Consider the following 20,867-nt stretch of genomic DNA (forward strand, 5'->3'; position numbering starts at 1 on the left):
CTTACTGGACGCCCTTGAGCGGGGCGGCTCCCCTGGGAGGCGAAGGCGGTTCAGCGGCCTTGTCCGCAGGCGGGTCGACCGTTTCGCGCACGGCCGGTTCGGGCGCCTTCGCCGGCGCGGACTTTGGTGTTCCGGCCGGTGCGGACGCCTGTGTCACCGGAACCGTCTCGGGCGTCGAGGCAGCTTCGCCGCCGGGGAAGGCGTCTCCCCGGATGCCGCCGCGCATCAGCAGCGGCATGCCGGCGAAAAGCGATCGCGCAGGCGTTTCCGGCTTGACCGCGGCAGCCTTGAAATATTCGACCGCCGGCTCGCCCATTGCGATGACGGAGGCGCTGACCCTGGTCTGCGCAACAGATGCGTCGATGCCGCCCGGCAGGGGCGGCGGGTAATGCAGTGCCAGCAGCGTCTTCTCGTCGGGACCGGCCTGACTCTTCGTTGCTTCGGCGGGCGTGTCGGCATGCGCGGCGAACGAGAGCGATAGGGGAGCCGGGTAATGCAGCGCGACCTCGATCGCGGGCGCTTCGGCGGGCTTCGAGGCTACGGCAGCTTCCGGCGGAGCGCCGAGGTGCACGACGGACGGCGACGTGGCCTCCCGATTCAAGGGCACCGTCACGAAGGACGAGGCGGAGGCGCCGGTGGAAGCGGCTACTCCGGCAAACAGGGCTATGCAGTACAGACGCATCGAGGATCCGGCTCCTGAGGCGGATATCGAAAGCTAGCCTATCCGGGTTAATTTGACGTGAGGTTGAGGAATCGATCGAAACTTTAACGATTGACGCCGTGGCCAGCGGCTGTATGTCGCTCGCGACGAAGGAAGTTTTCCGCACTTGGCGAAGATCATCCCAGCACACAGCGCCCTCGAGGAAGCCGCGGCCGCCCTTGCCGCCGGCCAGCTCGTCGCGATCCCGACCGAGACCGTCTATGGCCTTGCCGCCGACGCGACCAATGGCGAGGCGGTGGCGCGCATCTTCGAGGCCAAGGGCCGGCCGCGCTTCAACCCGCTCATCGCCCATGTCGACCGGTTTCCGCTCGCAGAGCGCATCGCCATCTTCGATCCGTTGTCGCGCCGGCTGGCCGAGCATTTCTGGCCTGGTCCGCTGACGCTGGTCCTGCCGCTCGCCGAAGGCAGCCCCGTCCATCCGCTTGTCACCGCCGGCCTCGATACGGTCGCGGTACGTATGCCGCGCGGTATCGCCCAGAGCCTCATCGCACGGCTCGGCCGGCCGCTGGCCGCACCCAGCGCCAACTCGTCAGGCAAGGTGAGCGGCACGACGGCCCAGGCCGTGGAAGCCGACCTCGGCGCCCGCATTGGCCTGATCGTCGACGCCGGCCGCACGCCGGTGGGGCTGGAATCGACTATCCTCAAGGTGGAGGACGGCCGTCCGGTTCTCCTGCGACCCGGCGGGGTGACGGTTGAGGAGATCGAGGCCTTTCTCGGCATGCCCGTCGAGCGGTTTTCGGGAACCGGCATCCAGGCGCCCGGTATGCTGTCGTCGCACTATGCACCCGCCGCCGCCGTCAGGCTCGATGCGCGGGAGGTCCGCGAGGGCGAGGCGTTGCTGGCCTTCGGGCCGACGCGCGTTGCCGGCGCGGCGCGGGCCGTGGCAATGCTCAACCTGTCCGAGGCGGGTGATCTGAGGGAGGCAGCGGCCAACCTGTTCTCTCACATCCAAGCGCTCGACCGGGAGGGCGCCCGCGCCATAGCAGTGGAGCCCGTGCCGCGCCATGGACTGGGCGAGGCGATCAACGACCGGCTGGCGCGCGCCGCCGCTCCGCGCAACGATCCGCCGGGATCAGACTAGGACATGCCGATGACTGCGATGCCGGAAGACGCCCTGCTCGATCGTTTCGCCGCCATCGTCGGCCCGGCTCATGCGCTGCGCTCCGAGATCGACATCGCGCCCTACGTCACCGAGCCGCGCGGCAGATATGGCGGCTCGACGCGCCTCGTCCTGCGGCCCGGCAGCGTCGCGGAGGTGAGCGCGATCATGAAGCTCGCCAGCGAGACGCGCACGCCGATCGTGCCGCAGGGCGGCAATACCGGTCTCGTCGGCGGTCAGATGCCGGACGGGTCGGGGCGCGAGGTCGTGCTGTCGCTATCGCGGCTCAACCGCATCCGCGAGATCGACCTGCAGTCCAACACCGTGACGGCCGAGGCGGGCGTGATCCTGCATGCGCTGCGGGAGGCGGCCGACGGGGTGGAACGCCTCTTCCCGCTCTCGCTCGCCTCGCAGGGCTCCTGCGAGATCGGCGGCAACCTGTCGTCCAATGCGGGCGGTGTGGGGGCACTTGCCTACGGCGTCGCGCGCGACCTCTGCCTCGGCCTCGAAGTCGTGCTGCCCACCGGCGAGGTGCTGGACGACCTGCGCAAGCTGAAGAAGGACAATACCGGTTACGACTTGAAGGACCTGTTCGTCGGCGCGGAAGGCACGCTCGGCGTCATCACCGCCGCCGTGCTGAAGCTGTTTCCCAAGCCGAAGGGGCGGACGGTAGCATGGCTGGGCATCATGTCTCCCGAGGAAGCGCTCTCACTGTTTACGCTCGCCACAGAAAAGGCTGGGCCCGCTTTGACCGCCTTCGAGCTGATGTCGGAACGCACGCTATCGTTCGTCTTGAAGCACGTGCCGGGATCGGTCGCGCCGCTAAAGGAGAGCTGTCCGTGGAACGTTCTGATGGAGATATCGTCCGGGCGCTCCGAAGAAGATGCGTTGGCGCTGCTGGATGACATTGTCCAAGAATACATGGTTGGAACGGACAACGACGATGTCCCGTATTTCGAGGGCGTAATGGCATCAAGCCTCGCGCAGTCCGATGCCTTCTGGCACCTGCGCGAGTCCATGTCCGAGGCGCAGAAGGGGGAAGGTGGCTCGATCAAGCACGACATCTCGGTGCCGGTCGCCTCGATCCCACGCTTCATCCGTGAGGCGGGCGAGGCCGTGGCGTCCGTCGCGCCGGATGCCCGCGTGGTCTGCTTCGGCCACATGGGCGACGGCAACCTGCACTACAATGTCTCGCAGCCGGCGGGCGGCGATACGGCGGCGTTCCTGGCGCTCTATCCGGCCATGAACCACGCCGTGCACGAGGTCGTCCGCTCCCTCGGCGGCTCGATTTCCGCCGAACACGGCATCGGCCGCATGAAGCGGGACGAGCTGATCGCCACCGCGCCGCCGGTCGCGATCGACCTCATGCGCCGCGTCAAGCGCGCCTTCGATCCCGCCAACATCATGAACCCGGGCAAGGTTATCTAAGTATTCGCAATTGTTGACAGAATCTTGCACATGGTCGCAAAGCGATAACCATTCGCGGGATTCAGAACAAATTTAACCGAACTTCTAAGGCACCCGGTAAGGGACCGCGCCTAGTCTCTGCACATAACGAGCGGGAAAACCCGCCGTCGGGATCCGGAAACGGCTCTCGGGAGCAAACAGGGAATAGGCGATGCAGAACACCCATCTGAAGCCGGTCTGGGCCGGCCAGGAGTTGCGACTGGACCCGTTCCGGCTGCCGCAGGTCGTGAGCTACGCGACCCGTGACGACCAAGGTGATGTGACCTTCTCCATCGACCATCGCGGCGTCGTCGTGCGCCGCGTTCTGGAAATGAGCGGCCTGCCGGTGACGCTCGTCATGCCGGCGAAGGCGTTCCGCGGCATCGCCGCTCGCGCCATCGAGGACGGCGAGGGTAACGTCACCGTGACGCTCGAACTGATGCACAACGACCCGGCGTTGTCGGTGCCGCTGCTGGTGGCGCACGATCTCGAGGACGTCGCGGCCGACTGGCGCGCCTGGGCCGAGGCCTATCGCCTGCCGATGCTGCTCGTCGAAGCCGACGGTGTGGCCCGCAACCTCGAAGAATCGCTGGGCGCCGTCCGCAAGGGCGAGCCGAAGCTGCGCCGCAAGCGCTCGACCTCGCAGCCGCGTCGCCCGCGCTTCCTGGCGCGGCGCAGGCAGGGCAACCTCGGCCTGCGGCTGGTGGTCTCGGGCGAAGAGATCATCGCGCCGGAGTGAGGCGTCTCAGATCAGCGGCCTGACGGCGGGCCACATCGCGCCGCCGATCAGGCCGAGGAAGATCAGCCATCCCACGACATTGTTCGACTTGAACAGGCGCAGGCACTGGTCGGGATCGTCGATGTCGAGCGTCCTGACCTGCCGCGCCATATGCGCGCCGGCCGCGAGCAGGCCGGCCAGCGCCGGCATCGGCACTTCGGCCAGCGCGAAGGCCCAGGCGAACAGGATCAGCGTTCCGCTGTAAAGGCCGACGAGCCAGTAGACCGTGTGCCGGCCGAACAGCCGCGCCGTCGAGCGCACGCCGACGATCGCATCGTCTTCCTTGTCCTGGTGCGCATAGATCGTGTCGTAGCCGATCACCCACAGGATCGAGCCGGCATAGAGCAGCAGCGCCGGCGGATCGATCTCGGCGAACTCGACCGCCCAGCCCATCAACGCGCCCCAGGAAAACGCAAGCCCCAGAACGAATTGCGGCCAGTTGGTTATTCTCTTGGCAAAGGGATAGGCCGCCACGACGGCGAGCGAGGCGACGCCGAGCAGGATCGCGAAGGAATTGAACTGGACGAGCACGACCAGGCCGAGAAGCGCCTGCGCGATGACGAAGATCCAGGCCTGGCGGCGGGTGACCTGGCCGGACGGCAGCGGGCGCGATCGCGTCCGCTCCACCTGGGAATCGATGCCCTCGTCGACGATGTCGTTGTAGGCGCAGCCGGCGCCGCGCATCGCGACCGCGCCGATGAAGAAGAGCAAGAGGTGCCACGGCGAGGGCAGCAGGGTCGACAGCGGTTCCGTGGCGGTTGCATAGGCGCTCGCCGCGAGCGCGGCCGACCACCAGCAGGGCCACAAGAGCAACTGCCAGCCGATCGGCCGGTCCCACCGCGCCAGCTGCGCATAGGGCCAGACGGGGCGTGGCAGAAGCTTGTAGACCCAATGTCCTGACGGCGCGTCGGCGACGCGGCCCTGGACGCCTCTTGTCTGCACGGTTTCCATGCAGCGTGAGTGGCAGGACGGGGCAGGGGCGTCAAGCTCGCGGAGCGACGCAGGCCCGCGAACTCAAAGCGTTTGCGAATCCGTGACCGCGCCGCTAGGGAGGGGCGTCACCAAAGGGGATGGATGAATGCCGGGACGGAGACTTCTCGCCGCCTTCCTGTTGTCGCTCATGACACTGCCTGCTTCGGCGGCGGAAGCGCATGGCCTGCCGGGCGCGGCGATGTCGCTGCTCTGGGCGCTGCCCTTCGCCGGAATCCTGTTGTCCATCGCCACCGGCCCGCTGCTCTACGCTCATTTCTGGGAACACCACTACGGCAAGATCAGCGCGCTGTGGGCGGCCCTCGTCATCGTGCCGATGGCGCTCGCCTTCGGGCCGATGGTCGCGGCCGAGGCCGTCGCGCACACGATGCTGCTCGAATACATCTCCTTCATAATCCTGCTGTTCGCGCTCTTCACCATCGCCGGCGGCATCTGGATCAGCGGCAACATCCACGGCACGCCGCCGGTCAATGCGGGGCTTCTGGCGATCGGCATGGTGCTCGCCTCCATCGTCGGCACCACCGGCGCCTCGATGATCATGATCCGCCCGCTGATCCGCGCCAACGACAACCGGCCGTTTAACGTCCATGTCGTCGTCTTCTTCATCTTCCTGGTGTCGAACATCGGCGGCTCGCTTACGCCGCTCGGCGACCCGCCGCTCTTCGTCGGCTTCCTGCGCGGCGTCGACTTCTTCTGGACGACGCAGCACCTGATCTGGGAAACGCTCTTCGTCGGCGGACTGGTTCTGGCGGTCTTCTTCGTCCTCGACCTCTGGTTTCATCACGGGGAAGACGGGCAGCCCAAGATCAAGGACCCGACGCCGGATTCGAAGGTGCGCATCTTCGGCGCGATCAATTTCCTGCTGCTGGCCGGCGTGATCGGTGCGATCCTGCTCTCGGCCTCCTGGAAGCCGGGCGTGGCGTTTACAGTGCTCAACGTGCCGGTGGAGCTGCAGAACCTCGTTCGCGACGTGCTCATCCTGGCGCTGGCAATCCTGTCGCTGTTCCTCACCAAGCGGCAGTATCGCGCGGCGAACGGCTTCTCCTGGGGGCCGATCAAGGAGGTCGCGAAACTGTTCGCCGGCATCTTCGTCTGCATCATCCCGGTGATCGCGATCCTGAAGGCGGGCATGGACGGGGCGCTGTCGCCGCTCGTCTCGCTCGTCACCGCTGCCGACGGCACGCCCAACGAGTTTGCCTATTTCTGGATGACGGGCTTTCTCTCGTCCTTCCTCGACAATGCGCCGACCTATCTCGTCTTCTTCGAACTCGCCGGCGGCGACCCGCAGACCCTGATGACCACGCTCGGCCTGACGCTGACGGCGATCTCGGCCGGCGCGGTCTTCATGGGCGCCAACACCTATATCGGCAACGCGCCCAACTTCATGGTCTACGCCATCGCGCGTGAGCAGGGCGTCAACATGCCGAGCTTCTTCGGCTACATGCTGTGGTCGGGTGCGGTGCTGGTCCCCGTCTTCCTGATCGCGGGCTTCCTCTTCTTCGGATGATCTTTCAATGAACGTTCTCCTCATCGGCTCGGGCGGGCGCGAGCATGCGCTGGCCTGGAAGCTGTCGCAGTCGCCGATGCTGACGGCGTTCTATGCCGCGCCCGGCAATCCGGGCATCGCGGAGGTAGCGACCTGCGTGCCGGTCGACGTGACGGACCATACGGCGGTCGTCGCATTGTGCCGCGACAAGGCGATCGATCTCGTCGTCGTCGGCCCCGAAGCGCCGCTGGTGGCAGGTCTCGGCGACGACCTACGCGCGGTGGGCATCAAGGTCTTCGGGCCCTCCGCCGCGGCGGCCGAGCTGGAAGGTTCGAAGGGCTTCACCAAGGATCTCTGCGCCGAATACGGCATCCCGACCGCGGCCTTCGGCCGGTTCGACAATGCGGCGGATGCGGCCGCCTATGTGCGCGGAGTCGGCGCGCCCATCGTCGTCAAGGCCGACGGGCTCGCGGCCGGCAAGGGCGTGACGGTGGCGATGACCCTCGAGGAAGCGCTGGCGGCGGTCGACGAATGCTTTTCCGGCAGCTTCGGCGTCGCCGGCGAGGAGGTGGTGGTGGAGGAGTTCCTGACCGGGGAGGAGGTCAGCGCCTTCTATCTCTGTGACGCCCGCACGGCGCTGCCCTTCGGCTCGGCGCAGGACCACAAGCGCGTCGGCGAGGGCGACACAGGGCCGAACACCGGCGGCATGGGTGCCTATTCGCCGGCGCCCGCGATGACGCCGGAGATTGAGGCGCGGGTGCTGAACGAGATCATCGAGCCGACGCTGCGCGGCATGGCGGCCATGGGACGCCCGTTTTCAGGCGTCCTCTTTGCCGGCCTGATGCTGACGGACGAGGGGCCGAAGCTGATCGAATACAATGTCCGCTTCGGCGATCCGGAGACGCAGGTTCTGATGATGCGGCTGAAGGACGACCTGCTGGTGCTGCTGTCGGCCGCGGCCGACGGCCAACTGGCTCACATGTCCGCCCGCTGGCGCGACGAGGCGGCGCTGACGGTGGTGTTCGCCGCGGAGGGCTATCCGGCTGCACCGCGCAAGGGAACCGAGATCAGGGGGCTGGAGAAGGCGGCGGGCGACGGCGTCCGCGTCTTCCATGCCGGCACCGCCCTGAAGGACGGCCGGCTGGTCGCCAATGGCGGCCGGGTGCTCAACGTCACGGCCGCCGGCAGGACGGTCGGCGAGGCGGCGGCGAAGGCCTATGCGGCGGTAGATGCCATCGACTGGCCGGGCGGCTTCTGCCGCCGCGACATTGGCTGGCGGGCGATCGCGCGCGAAAGGGGACAGGCCTAGTTCGGCCCGCCCTTGCGGACCGAGCCGGTGGTGATCCTGGCGTCGGAGAGTGCGATCAGGTGCAGGGCGAAGGCCTGGTCGCGGGCGAAGCGCTCGATGATCTCCCGCCGCGCGTTCGGCCGTTTTTCCCATTCGTCGAGATGAAGCTCGCAGGCTGCCGGCCCGAGCTTGTCCGAGCACTCGACGAAGCGCCTGGCGAAGTCCGCGCCCGGATCCCTTCGCTCCGCCAACGGCGCGAGCGCCGCGGCAGCGAGAACGCCACCGGCGAGAAGGAACGGCAGGGTCTTCACGGCTGGAACTCCGGACGGATGCGAAAGTCCGGAGATGGCGCGCGCCTGGTTAATAAAATGCAAACAGGACATTGAAAATCCTGTGCTTCTGACGATGCGTCAGCCGAAATAGCCGGTCATCGGATTGGGCGGCGGCATGGTCGGCAGCGTCCCGTCCGCCCGCCGCTTACGGTGATGCGCGAGCGAGCATTTCGCCGAGCACAGCACGCCGCGGTCAGTGTAGTAGGCCGGGCCGTGGTCGATGTTCCCGCCATGATAGGCGAAGTCATCCGCCCCGAACGGCAGTCCGCATTCGATGCAGGCGAATTTCTCGGGGCGTGCAAGCATGGGTCAACTCGTTCGGTCTACGGAGCGAAAAGGCCGCTCGCGGATCATCCGGCGGACGACCGGCACGAAGAAGCCGTCGCTGAAGGATCCCAATGCAGGATCAGGCAGAAGATAGAAGGAACGGCCGATCACGTCCACATTCGCTTCGTCGATGACGATCCAGAGACGCATTCCAGCCGAGAGGCCGGCCCTCTTCTTCTCGGCCTCCGGAATCTCGACCGCTCTCTGGTCCGGCAGAGGCGCCTTCGATGTGATTGCGAGGAGGACGAGAACGTCGCCATCGGGTCGTGGAAGCCGGACGGCGACCGCGGCCGGGCGATCCTTTCGCCCTTCGGTCTCGCCCTTGGACGATTGCCGTGCCCAGAGATAGGGATAGCGTATGACGCTTCCGGTGCGCAGGTCGGCGCGCCGGTTCTTCACGCGGCATCCGTCTTGGTGTCGCGTTCATAGGCATCGAGCGCTGCCTCGATCTCCTTGACGAGCTCGTCCGGCATGTCCTCGATCCGGTAGGCTTTGCGCGTGTCGCCGTGGGCGCGGAGGCGTTCGAAGTCTTCGATGTTCATGAGGACGAGCCGAGGCTTGTTACGTTGGGTGATCGTCACCGGTGCCCGCATCGCCTCGGCGATGATGTCGCCTGATTTGCGCGACAGGTCGCTGGTGGTGAAGGTCGATCTCGACTTGGGCATCGCCCGCTCCCGGTTTGCAACATTGCTGGAATATACAGCATTGTTGTATTTGATGGAAGCGCCCTGACCCCGGCATAAAATCGGTTTGGCGACATGTCGCCGTCTGGCGGCGGGAAGCGGTGTCCGCTATGGCGTGGGCCTCGAAATCACGGAGGTCCTGATGTATCGTGCGCCCGTCGAGGAGATCGCGTTCACCCTCAAGCAGGTGGTGGGGCTGGAGAAGGGGATCGGGGAAGGCCGCTTCGGCGATCTTTCTTCCGACCTCGTCGACGCGGTGCTGCAGGAGGCCGGACGCTTCGCGACCGACGAAGTGGCCCCGCTCGGGCTCGCGGGCGACCGGCAGGGCGCGCGCTTCAAGGACGGCAGCGTGACCATGCCCGACGGCTGGCGCGACCTCTACCATCGCTGGATCGAGGGCGGCTGGAACGGCCTGTCCGGCCCGGTCGACTTCGGCGGCCAGGGCCTGCCGGTCATGCTCGGCATCGCGACGATGGAGATGTGGAATTCCGGCTCCGTCGCCTTCGGTCTCGGCCCGACGCTGACGCAGGGCGCGGTCGAGGCGCTCGACAAGCACGGATCGGACGAGCTGAAGGCCGTCTATCTCGAAAAGCTCGTCTCTGGCGAATGGATGGGGACGATGAACTTGACCGAGCCGCAGGCGGGTTCCGACCTCGCCGCGCTGCGGGCGCGTGCGGTGCCGGTCGGCGACGGCACCTACCGCATCTTCGGCCAGAAGATCTTCATCACCTATGGCGAGCACGACTTCACCGACAACATCGTTCACCTCGTGCTCGCACGCCTGCCCGATGCGCCGGCCGGCACGCGCGGCATCTCGCTGTTCCTGGTGCCGAAGTTCATTCCCGATGCCGACGGCAAGCGCGGACGCCGCAACGATGCCTTCTGCCATTCGATCGAGCACAAGCTCGGCATCCATGCCTCGCCCACCTGCACCATGATCTATGGCGACGGCCGCGCCGACGGCGAGCCGGGCGCGATCGGCTGGCTGGTCGGCGAGGAGAACCGCGGGCTCGCCTGCATGTTCACCATGATGAACAATGCCCGCCTCGCGGTCGGGATAGAAGGCGTGGCGATCGCCGAGGCCGCCTATCAGAAGGCGCTGGCCTATGCCAACGAGCGCCGGCAGGGCAAGGCGCCGGGTTATACCGGCGAGGGCATGAGCCCGATCGCTGCGCACCCGGACGTCAAGCGCAACCTGCTGACGATGAAAGCGCTGACCCAGGCCGCGCGTGCGATTGCCTATTCCTGCGCCCATGCCCTCGACATGGCGCATTCGTCGGAAGGCACGGAGGCCACCTTCTGGCAGGAGCGCGCCAACCTGCTGACCCCGATCGCCAAGGCGTTTTCGACCGACATCGGCGTCGAGGCAGCCTCCATCGGCGTGCAGATCCACGGCGGCATGGGCTTCATCGAGGAGACGGGCGCGGCCGTGCTCTACCGAGACGCGCGCATCGCGCCGATCTACGAGGGCACCAACGGCATCCAGGCGATCGACCTCGTCACGCGAAAACTGCCGCAGTCGGGCGGCGAGCATGTCCATGCCTACATCGCCGAGCTGAAGGCGGACGCCGAGGCGCTGCGCAACTCGAACCTGCCGGGCCTCGGCCGCACGGCGGATCGGCTGGACGCGGCTCTCGCCGACCTCGAAGGCGCGACGCGCTTCCTGCAGAAGGCTCTGGCCGACGGCAAGATGGCGGAAGCGCTGTCCGGCGCGACGCCTTATCTCAGGCTCTTCGGCCTCGCCTCCGGCGGCGCCTATCTGGCGCGCGGCGCGGTGGCCGGCCGGGATGTCGCCCGCGTGTCGCTGGCGCGCTTCTTCGCCGAGAACCTGATCGCCGAATGCGCGGCCCTTCGCGACCGCGTCGAGAACGGGGCGGAAAGCCTGGAAGCGGCGACTGCCGCGCTGGCGAGCTGAGGGGCACCATGAGCGAACATATCGTCGTCGAGCGCCACGGCGCCGTCCAGACCATCCGGATGAACCGCCCGGACAAGAAGAACGCCATCACGCGCGCCATGTACGGCGCGATGGCGAAGGCGTTGACAGACGGCGACGCCGATCCGGCGGTCAGGTGCCACCTCATCCTCGGCGTGCCCGGCGCCTTCTCGGCCGGCAACGACATGGCCGACTTCATGGTCGTCGCCATGGGCGGCGACGGCGGCACGGAGGTGTTCGACTTCCTGGTCGCGCTCGCCCGCGCGGCCAAGCCGATCGTCTCGGCCGCCGACGGCATCGCGGTCGGCATCGGCACGACGATCCATTTCCACTGCGACATGACCTTCGCCACGCCGCGCACCATGTTCCACACCCCCTTCGTCGACCTCGGCATCGTGCCCGAAGCCGGCTCGACCCTGATCGCGCCGGCGCTGCTCGGCACGCAGGCATCCTTCGCGCTCCTGGCGCTCGGCGAGCCGTTTTCGGCCGAACGGGCGAAGGCGGCGGGACTGATCTACGAGGTCGTGGCGGAGGAAGAGCTGGAGAGCCGCGCGATGGCGGCGGCCACGTCGATTGCCGCCAAGCCGCCGGAGGCCCTGAAACTGTCGCGCGACCTGATGCGCGGCAACCGCGACGCTCTGGTCGAGCGGATCAAGGAGGAAGGGCGGCTGTTCACCGCGCGTCTTAAGTCCGACGAGACGAAGCAGGCGCTGATGGCGTTCATGAGCAGGAAGAAGGGGTAGAGCTGCGGGCGGGGGGATTGAGGCAGAATATAGGGGTGGAGCTTTATATCTGAAAATCTGCGGTGGGGTGGGAGCGGAAGACAGCTTTTAGCCAGCGGCAGGCCAAATCTGACATCGTCCAGCCGCTACCAGGAATCCCTTGAACGCTGAGCAGGTTAGTCGACTTTGTTGCTCAAAATGGGCTTGGCAATGACGGTGACACAGAATGACGAAGCGCAAGAAGCCTTTGGGTCGCTGTCTGTTGACTGGCGTGGAGGGGCCTCTGGTGAAGTCGCATATCATTCCGCGATTCGTGGCTGACAAGGCGCTCGGCCAAGCTCATCGGATACAGTTCGGCGAGGAGGGAAGGCCCCAACTCCTTTTCAATAGCTGGGCTGACAACACCATTGTAGTTGCGCAAGGTGAGAAGCGGTTGGCGGATATCGACACCGCAGCGGCAAGGATATTTCGTAGCCTGGGCTTGTCGTGGCGACATTTTCCGCTGACTGCTGATGCCAAGCGTGCGCAAATTGGCGCATTCGACAGTGAGTTGATTACGATCCCCGTAGCGATGGAGGATGCTGTCGCGCTTCGGTTGTTCTTCCTGAGCATTTTGTGGCGCTGCGCGGTCAGCTCAAGGGTAGAGTTTGCGGAGATATTTCTTGACCGGGCCGCCACAGAGAAGCTCCGCAGGATTATTCTCGGACTCGAACAACCCGGCGACTCCGATTTTCCCATCGTGTTGGTGCTTCTCACATCACAGGGCGAGCCCCAGGTTCATTCGCCGTTGGCGCAGACCATCGACATGAAGGAGTTGGGATTTGACCTTCCTAACGTGCCGATATTTCGTTTCTTCTTCGACGGTTTGATTGTTCACATGGGGCGACAGCTCAATGACAAAGGCCTGCTGGAAGCGTGGGGCTCTAGAGTGGTCGGGACCAAGTCCGAACTGATACTTATCGGGCGGCCGTATGACGGTTCGTCCCAAGAGATGAATTTGGGCCATCTCAAACGGACGCTGTTCGAAGAGCATCCCGAACAAGCGATACGTATCTATCGGACATTGTGGGAAATAGACGCGCGAAACGGCAAGGAATAGCAGCAGTGGCCCGGAGCGACGTTGATCAAATTCTTGCGCGCAAGGAGCGATGGGGAACCAATCGGGCGGCGATGGAGCTGTCTTCGGCAGTTGAGCGCCTTGAGCGCGAGTGGCTGGCAATTCGAAGACAGGCGGCCGCGTTCACAGACTTCATCCCGATGCGGTTGGTGACACTCATCGAGGTGTTCGTACGTGAGGTCATCCGTGAGATTGTTGACTATGGACCGCCCTATCTCGATAGGGCGGAGAAGCTGGCGAAAGGGGCAAGGATAGACTTCATCTTTGCTTCGAACCTCCAGGGTCGGAAGCTATCCATCGGCGACTTGGTGGCTCACTCAATTCCGGTCAATAGCCCAACCAACATAATAGCTGCGTTTGAGGGGCTAATCCCCGATTTCACTGCCTCGCTTAAGCTGGCTCACCCTAGATGGTCAGAGGAAGTCGATACGTGGCCGCAACCTCCTGTCATTCAAGATTTTGACCTGACACTCGCCACGTTAACAAAGCTATTTGAGGTCAGGCACATTCTCACCCACGAATTTCCCCAAGAGCGCCCGTACGAATCGAATGAAATTGTAGGCTTCTTGGCGGCCGCCCGTGAACTGCTCAGCGCGATAGATTGGGTCATCGTAGACAAGCTGAAAGGGTCGGTCCCGCAAACACAGATCATGATGAATATTCAGGCGGGCAACTCCCTCATCGACCTTGAGGCGCAAATGAAAGGCCTGTTGCAGGCCGTCAGTGACAAACAGGACGTCAGTTCAGAGTTGCTGGAAACTAGCCAAATCGCGTGGCTCGAGTATGCCGATAGGGAGGCAGATCTGCACGCATCGCTGGTTGAGGGCGGTTCTATGCATTCAATGGTATGGGCATCGGCAAAGTCAGACCTCGTGCGACATCGGATCGATGAACTGCAATGGTGGATCAATCGCGAGGAAGGAGACTTGTGATGGTGCCGCCACTGGAGCTACGTTCCCTAGCCAATGACAGCTTTCGAGCAATGCTCCAATGGACCTGCGTGACCGCAATGGGGTCGTAGCGGGCTCTTAAAATCGGCCGCTCTGTCCGCCCGCGCCCCCGTCATGGACAAAGCCTTATCTGCTCCCAACCGCCGACCTTCAGCGTGGCCGCCACCCGGCCGTGTAGGCGGAACGGCCGGTCGTGCCATACCTCGATCCGTGCCGCCAGCATGCGGACCCCCACCAGCGAGGCGGTGTGACGTCTCCGACCGGTCAGCGGGCGGCGCGAGGCCGCCCGCGTTCGTCTTGTGTGCTACTCGCCCTTCGCCGCGAGGAAATCCGCGACGTCGAGCAGGATGAACTCGTTGTTGGCGGCCTTGCCGATCTCGCGGCCGCCGGAGAAGGGCAGGTTGTTGTCGTTGGCCACCATGATGTGCGTGTCGTCGACGCGCATCACGTCCTCGATGGTGAAGAAGGGGAAGGTAAGCTTGCCGGCGGTTGCGTTCGGGCCGACGATCGAGGCGATGGCCTTGTTGTCCGGATCCTGGATGTCCATCAGGTTGATCGTGCCGATGCGGGCGATGAAGCCGTCGTCGCTGACCTTGGCGGTGTCGACCAGCACGATGTTCTTCACCTTGGCCGGCAGCGGATAGCAGGCCGACTTGTCTTCGCCGGTGCAGGTGACAGAGGCGTCGCCCTCGCCGTTGTCGCGTTCGATCACCAGTGCGCGGGTGTCGTCGATGAAGTTGAAATCGCCGATCGCGGTGGCTCCCTCGGCGAGCTGGAACTTGTAGCTGGTGCCGGTCCAGTCGCGCTTGGCGGTGTCGAAGGTGATGACGCGCAGGAACGAGCCTTCCGGCTTGCCGTCCTCGCCGAGCAGCGGCTTCTCCAGCATGCCCCAGAGCAGGTTGGTGCCGGGCTGCAGCGCCATGCCTTCATAGCCGCCGGAGCGCTGGACGCGGAAATCCTTGCCTGCGACGGCCGGAACGACGACGCCGGGCGTGTCCGGACCCTTCAGCGCCTGGCCGTCGAGCATGGTCTGGTGGACGGACAGCACGCGGCCGTCGAGCGAAGCGCGGATGACGAAGGGGCCGAACTCCTCGCCGATCCAGATCTCGTCGTTGAGGAACTGGATGCTCTCGGGATCGAAATCAGCGCCGGTGAGGTAGCGGCTCTCGGTGCCCTCATAGGCGATGCGGAACGGCACCTTGCGGTCGGGATCGCGCAGGAAGACGGTCTCGGCGCGCTCGACCGTGCCGGTGGCGAAATCGGGCTTCATGCGATGGAAGAACAGCATGGCGTCGGGGCTGTTGACCTTGGAGCCGAAGCCGTTGTCGGTCAGCGTGTAGACGCTGCCGTCGGCGGCGCGGTTCATGGCGAAGCCCGACATGCCCTGCACCGGCTGGCCGAGGAAGGGCAGCGAGATGCCGGTCGTGTGCTTGCCGTAATTGGCGCCGACGTCGCCCATGACGCTCATCGGCTTGTCGTTGCGGGCGCCGGCCGTGAACTTGCCCGACGTCCAGGCATCGCGCGGGGCATCGGCCGGCGGCGCGACCATGGTGAATGCCGGCAGATAGGCATGGCCGGCAAGCTTGGCGGGGAACACCTGTTCGGCCTGCGCGGCGGCAGCGAGGGCGAGCAAGGCGGCGGAGGCGAGTAGTGATCGGATCATGGCGGGCTCCTTCGGAGGACTGGAAACCCGGACCGACTAACCGTCCTGCGTGACAGGACCTCTACCCTTGCATGACGAAACGATGTCGCGGGTGTTGATAGCCGGGAGTGCCTGCTCTTTCGGGTCTCTTGGCCGGTGCGCTTCGGCCTCAGATTACGCCCATCGCGCATCGCCGCGGCGTTCGGATCTCCTGCGCCGCGATCCGGCGCAGCCCTTCGGAACGCGGCAATCCTCACACTTTGGATTTCGAAAGCCGTGACCAGGCTAGATACTGAATCCAGTGGACACCAATGAATTCTGCCGGTTTACTTGACGTTAGGGAATGTCGAACACTTGGGATATCTCAATATGAAAACCGTCATTGCATCCGTGGGCGTCGCCCTGGCGTCATATGTGTCTTGCGCGCACGCTGAAGTTCAGGATTGCATCGAGATCGTTTCCCTACCGGCAGTGATCACCCAGCAAGGGATTCATTGCATGAAGAAGGATCTCGCCACCTCCGCCACGACCGGTAATGCAATTACCATCAACGCCAACAACGTGACCATCGAGATGAACGGCTACAAGCTCGGCGGCTTGGGCGGCGGCGTGAACACTCAAGCAACGGGCATCTCTGCCTACAATCGTCAGAACATAACCATCCGTAACGGCGCGATCCGCGGCTTTCTTCACAATGTCAAAATCGAAGGCCCGCAGATCGGAGGGTCGAGCACGGGTCATCTCATCGAAAATGTCAGGAGTGAGAGCGCGCGCTATGTCGGTCTTTGGATAATGGGTTCGCATTCGGTCGTGAAAAACAACACGGTGATCTTAACCGGCGGCGGAACTCTCGCTTCCGCGTACGGCATCGTCGTTCAGTTCGGCGAGGGACATTCCGTCATGAACAACATCGTCAACGACGTTTCGGAGAGCAACCTGGCTTACGGTATTACAGCGTCGGACACGATTGGCGCGGTCGTCGAGGGTAATCAGGTCCGGGATGTCGCGGCCAGTACGTCGTACGGCATTTTCTCGTCCGGAGAGCGGAACGTCATCCAACGGAATACTATTATCAACTTTTCGGCCGGCACCACCGGAATAGACGGCCAGGCGACCAACGACGCGTGTATAGGGAACGCGATCACGAATTTCACCGCGCCGCTCAACGGATGCTCGCTGTCCAGCGGAAATCTGACGTTCTGAGACTTTCAGCCACGGCAACATCAGGCTGCACAGAGCGAGGATCGGCCTGCGACGGACTTTACGGATAGAGCCGCGTCTTCTCCCAGCCGCCCGCGCCATGCGTGAAGACCACCCTGTCGTGCAGGCGGAACGGCCGGTCGTGCCAGAACTCGATCTGCGTCGGCATGATGCGGAAGCCGGACCAGTGGGGCGGGCGGGGAATATCGCCGACGGGATAGCGGGCGGTGTATTCGGCGACTGCCTTCTCCAGCGCGAAGCGGCTTTCGAGCGGACGCGACTGCTTCGACGCCCAGGCACCGATGCGGCTGCCGCGCGGCCGGCTGGTGTAATATTCGTCCGCCTCGGCATCGCTGACGATCTCGACCGGCCCGCGCACCCGCACCTGCCGGCGCAGGCTCTTCCAGTGGAAGCACATAGCGGCCTTCATCGAGCCGAGGATCTCGCGGCCCTTGGCGCTCTCGAAATTGGTGTAGAAGACGAAGCCGCGCTCGTCATAGCCCTTGAGCAGGACCATGCGCACGTCGGGCAGGCCGTTTTCGTCGACGGTCGCGAGCGCGAGCGCATTCGGGTCGTTCATCTCGCTCTTCGTCGCGTCGGCGAGCCATTCGCCGAACAGGCGAAGCGGCTCCTCCGCGAGCGTGAAGTCACTTTCCGTTAACCCTGGTGCAGCCATACTTCCACCCTGAACTGATTTCGTGGGGAGATTGCGCATTGTCGCGCGCAGCGCAAGCCGCAGGACGCGAAAGGAAGGGGGCCAGCGACAGGCTCCTTCCGGCATTCGTTCTCGCCTCCTGCGCCGGCCTTGCCGGTTGCGGCGGCGGGATGAGCCTGTCGAAGATCGAGGCCGACAGGTCCATCCTCACCAGTGCGGTCGAAACGACGCCCGCCGTGAGTTCCGAGGCGATCTCGGACCAGACGACGATCCGAAATGCCGTCTCCTCCGCGAATCTCGACGAGCTCAGCGGCAAGCCGCTCGCCTGGGCCAATGTCGACACCCAGTCGCGTGGATCGATCTTCGATGTCGTCGAGACCCGGAAGAAGGATGTGCTCTGCCGACGGTTCCGGACGTCGCGCGAGAGCTTCGACGGCGTGGCGATCTATGCGGGCGAGGCTTGCCTGGGCCGCGACGGCGCGTGGTATATGCGCGCATTCTCACAAAGCTGACGTGGTCGGTCTGGAATTTCTTCCTAGACTCGCTCATATACGGGACAACTCAGTCCACTCTGGAATTGGCTTCACATGCGCAATCCCTATGACGTTCTGGGCGTTGCCAAGACCGCTTCGCCCAAGGAGATCAAGGCCGCGTTCCGCAAGCTCGCCAAGCAGCATCATCCGGACCAGAATCCGGACGATCCGAAGGCGAAGGACCGTTTCGCGGCCGTCAACCAGGCCTATGAGATCCTCGGCGACGAGAAGCGCCGGGGCGAATTCGATCGCGGCGAGATCGACGCCGAGGGCAAGCCGCGCTTCGCGGGCTTCGAAAATGCCGGCGCCGGCGGCGATCCGTTCGGCGGCTTCCGCCGTTCGGGGCAGGGGCCGGGCGGCGCGCGCTTCGAGTTCCGCTCGACGGGGCCCGGCGGTCCGGGCGCCGGCGGTTTCGGCGGCGCGGGCGATATCTTCAGCGAACTGTTCGGCTCCGCCTTCGGGCGCGGCGAGCCGGAGATGGGCGCCCGCGGCCCGCAGGCGCCCGAAATGAAGGTCAATCTCGACGTCTCGATCGAAGAGGCGGCGACCGGCGTCCGCAAGACGGCGCTGTTCCCGGATGGCCGCAAGGTCGGGGTCCAGCTTCCCGCCTATCTGGAAGACGGACAGGAGATCCGGCTCCAGGGCGAGGGCGCGCTGCTGCCGACCGGCGGGCGCGGCGACGCGGTCGTCAGGATCCGCTTCCGCAAGCATCCGCGCTACACGCTCGACGGGCGTGACCTGCGCGTCGACCTGCCGGTGAGCCTGCGCGACGCCGTCCTGGGTGCGAAGGCGCCTGTCGAGACGCTCGGCGGGCGCGTCGCGGTGACGGTGCCGCCGTGGTCGAGCTCCGACCGCGTTCTGCGCATCAGGGGCCGTGGCCTGCCGACCAAGACCGGTGAGAAGGCGGACCTGTACGTGCATGTGCGCGTCATGCTGCCGGAGGGCGGCGATGCCGAACTCGAAGCGCTGATGAGGAAGCGCGGCGCTTGATGCCGCTGCCTCCCTATGCGATAGCCAGCACAAAATGACGGCGGCGCAGGGAGAAAGCGACATGGCGGCTGGACAGGGCCTGATGGCTGGCAAACGCGGCCTGATCATGGGCGTTGCGAACAATCGCTCCATCGCCTACGGCATCGCCAAGGCCTGCGTCGACCACGGCGCAGAGATCGCGCTCACCTATCAGGGCGAAGCCTTCAGGAAGCGCGTCGAGCCGCTGGCGGAGGAACTCGGCGCCTTTGTCGTCGGCCATTGCGACGTCACCGAGATGGCGACGCTGGACGCGGTGTTCGATGCGCTGAAGGAGAAGTGGGGCAAGATCGACTTCGTCGTCCATGCCATCGCCTTCTCCGACAAGGACGAGCTGACCGGCCGCTATGTCGAGACGACGCGGGACAACTTCCTGCGCACCATGGACATTTCCGTCTATTCCTTCACGGCGGTCGCCAAGCGCGCCGAGCCGCTGATGACCGACGGCGGCTCGCTGTTGACACTGACCTATTACGGCGCCGAGAAGGTGATGCCGCACTACAACGTCATGGGCGTCGCCAAGGCCGCGCTCGAGGCGAGCCTGCAATATCTGGCGGTCGACCTCGGGGCGAAGAACATCCGCGTCAACGCCATCTCCGCCGGACCGATCAAGACGCTGGCCGCTTCCGGCATCGGCGACTTCCGCTATATCCTGAAGTGGAACGAGTACAATTCGCCGCTGAAGCGCACGGTGACGATCGAGGAAGTGGGCGATTCCGGCCTCTATTTCCTCTCCGACCTGTCGCGCGGCGTCACTGGCGAGGTGCTGCACGTCGATTCCGGCTATCACGTCGTCGGCATGAAGGCCGTCGACGCGCCCGACATCTCGGTCGTCTGACCGTTTCCAGACCTTTTGAAAAGGGAGCGGCAATGTCCCCGCCGATCTACATCGCGCGCCACGGTCAGACCGCCTGGAATGCGATCGCGCGCGTCCAGGGGCAGGCGGAGGCCGATCTGACGGAGAAAGGGCGCGAGCAGGCGGCGCAGAACGGCAGGACGCTGGCGCGCCTCATCCCCGACCCGTCAGCGTTTCGCTTCGTCGCGAGCCCGATGCGTCGCACGCGCGAGACGATGGAGATCATCCGCGCGGAGATGGGATTGCCGCGGGAGGGTTATGCGCTCGAACCGCGCATCGTCGAGGTGCATTTCGGCGACTGGCAAGGCTTCACCTTCGCCGAGCTGGAGGCGGCCAATCCGGGCTCGACCTCCACGCGTGACCTCGACAAATGGAATTTCGTGCCGCCGGGACAAGGCGCCGAGAGCTACGCCATGCTGGCGGATCGCATCCGGCCCTGGTTGTCGGAGCTGGAAGGCCCCGTCGTAGTCGTCACCCATGGCGGGGTGATCCGCTCGATCTTCCGCATCCTCAACGGAATATCTGACCGTGACGCGGCGATGATGGACGTGGCGCAGGACCGCATCCTGGAAATTCGCGACGGCCGTATCGGCTGGGTCTGACCCGCTCAGTCGGGGATGATCTGGAGGACGATCTTCTCGCCGTTGATCTCGTCGTACGAGATCGTCACGTCCATGCCCTCGCTGTAGTCCTCGAGCGCGAATTCCTCTGACAGCTTGAAGGATTGGCCGCCCTTGAGGGTGAGGGTCATGGTCGACTTGTCGATCTTGGCGATGGTGCCCTCGGTGTCGGCGGCATAGGCGGACGAGGCAAAAAGAAGAAGTGCGGCCAGCGCGCCGGAAATGGCTTTCATGCGTTCCTCGGTTCTGATTGGGCGCCGCCGCAGGCTGGCGCAGATCGTGGATGCGTGAAAAAACAGCTAAGCCGCGAATGTGTCAAAAGTTAAATTCAGATGCCTGCATCCGGCGGCCGCATGTTTGACCGGTGGATGAAACGCCAATAGAAGGCAGCCCAGACCGGCTGAGACACTGTTTGGAAATTCTACTCTGGCGGCCATCTGATGGCGTTTTCTGCGCTTCCGGT

24 protein-coding genes are annotated in these 20,867 nt (G+C 64.9%); 14 read left to right on the forward strand and 10 right to left on the reverse strand.

Annotated elements, in window-relative coordinates:
• Position 1 precedes the first annotated feature (1 nt).
• Positions 2-682, reverse strand: coding sequence for a hypothetical protein (locus B9Z03_RS12225; RefSeq protein ID WP_085464448.1), 681 nt, complete (start codon positions 680-682; stop codon positions 2-4).
• Between the two features lie 145 nt (positions 683-827).
• Here B9Z03_RS12225 and B9Z03_RS12230 point away from each other — a divergent pair, with 145 nt between their 5' ends.
• The 3 genes from B9Z03_RS12230 to B9Z03_RS12240 all read left to right on the forward strand — a co-directional run bounded on the left by B9Z03_RS12230 (position 828) and on the right by B9Z03_RS12240 (position 4,005).
• Positions 828-1,802 (forward strand): L-threonylcarbamoyladenylate synthase, encoded by a 975-nt coding sequence (locus tag B9Z03_RS12230; RefSeq protein ID WP_085464449.1) that lies wholly within the window; start codon positions 828-830, stop codon positions 1,800-1,802.
• Positions 1,803-1,811: 9 nt separating this feature from the next.
• On the forward strand, positions 1,812-3,248 hold the full coding sequence (locus tag B9Z03_RS12235) for an FAD-binding oxidoreductase (RefSeq protein WP_085467628.1): 1,437 nt from the start codon (positions 1,812-1,814) through the stop codon (positions 3,246-3,248).
• Positions 3,249-3,438: 190 nt separating this feature from the next.
• Positions 3,439-4,005 carry a DUF6101 family protein gene (locus B9Z03_RS12240; protein ID WP_085464450.1) on the forward strand — a complete coding sequence of 189 codons (567 nt, stop codon included), beginning with the start codon at positions 3,439-3,441 and terminating at the stop codon, positions 4,003-4,005.
• 6 nt (positions 4,006-4,011) lie between these two features.
• Here B9Z03_RS12240 and ubiA read toward each other — a convergent pair whose 3' ends face one another.
• Entirely contained in the window at positions 4,012-4,995 is a 984-nt protein-coding gene (ubiA, locus tag B9Z03_RS12245; protein WP_085464451.1) for a 4-hydroxybenzoate octaprenyltransferase, read from the reverse strand.
• A 127-nt stretch (positions 4,996-5,122) separates the two neighbouring features.
• Here ubiA and B9Z03_RS12250 point away from each other — a divergent pair, with 127 nt between their 5' ends.
• Positions 5,123-6,541: a sodium:proton antiporter gene (locus B9Z03_RS12250; RefSeq protein ID WP_085464452.1), complete on the forward strand. Its 1,419-nt coding sequence runs from the start codon at positions 5,123-5,125 to the stop codon at positions 6,539-6,541.
• Positions 6,542-6,548: 7 nt separating this feature from the next.
• Complete coding sequence (gene purD / locus B9Z03_RS12255; protein WP_085464453.1) at positions 6,549-7,829, forward strand: phosphoribosylamine--glycine ligase; 1,281 nt, start codon at positions 6,549-6,551, stop codon at positions 7,827-7,829.
• On the opposite strand, the gene B9Z03_RS12260 is transcribed toward purD, so the two are convergent.
• The 4 genes from B9Z03_RS12260 to B9Z03_RS12275 form a co-directional block, all read right to left on the reverse strand.
• Positions 7,826-8,119 (reverse strand): hypothetical protein, encoded by a 294-nt coding sequence (locus B9Z03_RS12260; protein ID WP_085464454.1) that lies wholly within the window; start codon positions 8,117-8,119, stop codon positions 7,826-7,828. The two genes, purD and B9Z03_RS12260, sit on opposite strands and share 4 nt — an antisense overlap.
• Before the next feature lie 99 nt (positions 8,120-8,218).
• Entirely contained in the window at positions 8,219-8,446 is a 228-nt protein-coding gene (locus B9Z03_RS12265) for a hypothetical protein (RefSeq protein WP_085464455.1), read from the reverse strand.
• Positions 8,447-8,449: 3 nt separating this feature from the next.
• On the reverse strand, positions 8,450-8,866 hold the full coding sequence (locus tag B9Z03_RS12270) for a hypothetical protein (RefSeq protein ID WP_085464456.1): 417 nt from the start codon (positions 8,864-8,866) through the stop codon (positions 8,450-8,452).
• Complete coding sequence (locus tag B9Z03_RS12275) at positions 8,863-9,132, reverse strand: type II toxin-antitoxin system prevent-host-death family antitoxin (protein ID WP_085464457.1); 270 nt, start codon at positions 9,130-9,132, stop codon at positions 8,863-8,865. Before B9Z03_RS12275 ends, B9Z03_RS12270 begins: the two co-directional genes overlap by 4 nt.
• Positions 9,133-9,292: 160 nt before the next feature.
• Here B9Z03_RS12275 and B9Z03_RS12280 point away from each other — a divergent pair, with 160 nt between their 5' ends.
• From B9Z03_RS12280 to B9Z03_RS12295, 4 genes are all read left to right on the forward strand, one after another.
• Positions 9,293-11,065 (forward strand): acyl-CoA dehydrogenase, encoded by a 1,773-nt coding sequence (locus tag B9Z03_RS12280; RefSeq protein WP_085467629.1) that lies wholly within the window; start codon positions 9,293-9,295, stop codon positions 11,063-11,065.
• Positions 11,066-11,073: 8 nt separating this feature from the next.
• On the forward strand, positions 11,074-11,826 hold the full coding sequence (locus B9Z03_RS12285) for a crotonase/enoyl-CoA hydratase family protein (protein ID WP_085464458.1): 753 nt from the start codon (positions 11,074-11,076) through the stop codon (positions 11,824-11,826).
• Between the two features lie 205 nt (positions 11,827-12,031).
• On the forward strand, positions 12,032-12,904 hold the full coding sequence (locus B9Z03_RS12290; RefSeq protein WP_085464459.1) for a hypothetical protein: 873 nt from the start codon (positions 12,032-12,034) through the stop codon (positions 12,902-12,904).
• Between the two features lie 5 nt (positions 12,905-12,909).
• The gene (locus tag B9Z03_RS12295) at positions 12,910-13,854 is read left to right on the forward strand and encodes a lysozyme inhibitor LprI family protein (protein WP_085464460.1); all 945 of its coding nucleotides are present in this window, start codon (positions 12,910-12,912) and stop codon (positions 13,852-13,854) included.
• 130 nt (positions 13,855-13,984) lie between these two features.
• Here the strand turns inward: B9Z03_RS12295 and B9Z03_RS30635 are convergent, their stop codons facing one another.
• Entirely contained in the window at positions 13,985-14,095 is a 111-nt protein-coding gene (locus B9Z03_RS30635) for a pyridoxine 5'-phosphate oxidase C-terminal domain-containing protein (RefSeq protein ID WP_085464461.1), read from the reverse strand.
• 81 nt (positions 14,096-14,176) lie between these two features.
• On the reverse strand, positions 14,177-15,535 hold the full coding sequence (locus B9Z03_RS12305) for an esterase-like activity of phytase family protein (RefSeq protein ID WP_085464462.1): 1,359 nt from the start codon (positions 15,533-15,535) through the stop codon (positions 14,177-14,179).
• 348 nt (positions 15,536-15,883) lie between these two features.
• On the opposite strand from B9Z03_RS12305, the gene B9Z03_RS12310 reads away from it, so the two are divergent.
• Complete coding sequence (locus B9Z03_RS12310) at positions 15,884-16,717, forward strand: right-handed parallel beta-helix repeat-containing protein (RefSeq protein ID WP_139832250.1); 834 nt, start codon at positions 15,884-15,886, stop codon at positions 16,715-16,717.
• 58 nt (positions 16,718-16,775) lie between these two features.
• Here the strand turns inward: B9Z03_RS12310 and pdxH are convergent, their stop codons facing one another.
• A complete protein-coding gene (pdxH, locus tag B9Z03_RS12315; RefSeq protein WP_085464464.1) occupies positions 16,776-17,390 on the reverse strand; it encodes a pyridoxamine 5'-phosphate oxidase in 615 nt (204 codons plus the stop codon).
• Between the two features lie 149 nt (positions 17,391-17,539).
• On the opposite strand from pdxH, the gene B9Z03_RS12320 reads away from it, so the two are divergent.
• From B9Z03_RS12320 to B9Z03_RS12335, 4 genes are all read left to right on the forward strand, one after another.
• Positions 17,540-17,881, forward strand: a complete 342-nt coding sequence (locus tag B9Z03_RS12320; RefSeq protein ID WP_244561731.1) for an RT0821/Lpp0805 family surface protein — start codon at positions 17,540-17,542, stop codon at positions 17,879-17,881.
• Positions 17,882-17,956: 75 nt separating this feature from the next.
• On the forward strand, positions 17,957-18,892 hold the full coding sequence (locus B9Z03_RS12325) for a DnaJ C-terminal domain-containing protein (RefSeq protein WP_085464466.1): 936 nt from the start codon (positions 17,957-17,959) through the stop codon (positions 18,890-18,892).
• A 61-nt stretch (positions 18,893-18,953) separates the two neighbouring features.
• Positions 18,954-19,766: an enoyl-ACP reductase FabI gene (gene fabI / locus B9Z03_RS12330; RefSeq protein ID WP_085464467.1), complete on the forward strand. Its 813-nt coding sequence runs from the start codon at positions 18,954-18,956 to the stop codon at positions 19,764-19,766.
• Positions 19,767-19,798: 32 nt separating this feature from the next.
• Positions 19,799-20,386, forward strand: coding sequence for a histidine phosphatase family protein (locus B9Z03_RS12335; protein ID WP_085464468.1), 588 nt, complete (start codon positions 19,799-19,801; stop codon positions 20,384-20,386).
• A 5-nt stretch (positions 20,387-20,391) separates the two neighbouring features.
• Here B9Z03_RS12335 and B9Z03_RS12340 read toward each other — a convergent pair whose 3' ends face one another.
• The gene (locus B9Z03_RS12340; protein ID WP_085464469.1) at positions 20,392-20,637 is read right to left on the reverse strand and encodes a DUF1344 domain-containing protein; all 246 of its coding nucleotides are present in this window, start codon (positions 20,635-20,637) and stop codon (positions 20,392-20,394) included.
• Between the last annotated feature and the right edge of the window lie 230 nt (positions 20,638-20,867).

The sequence above is a fragment of the Mesorhizobium australicum genome (assembly GCF_900177325.1).
In the GTDB taxonomy this organism is placed as follows: Bacteria; Pseudomonadota; Alphaproteobacteria; order Rhizobiales; family Rhizobiaceae; genus Mesorhizobium_A; species Mesorhizobium_A australicum_A.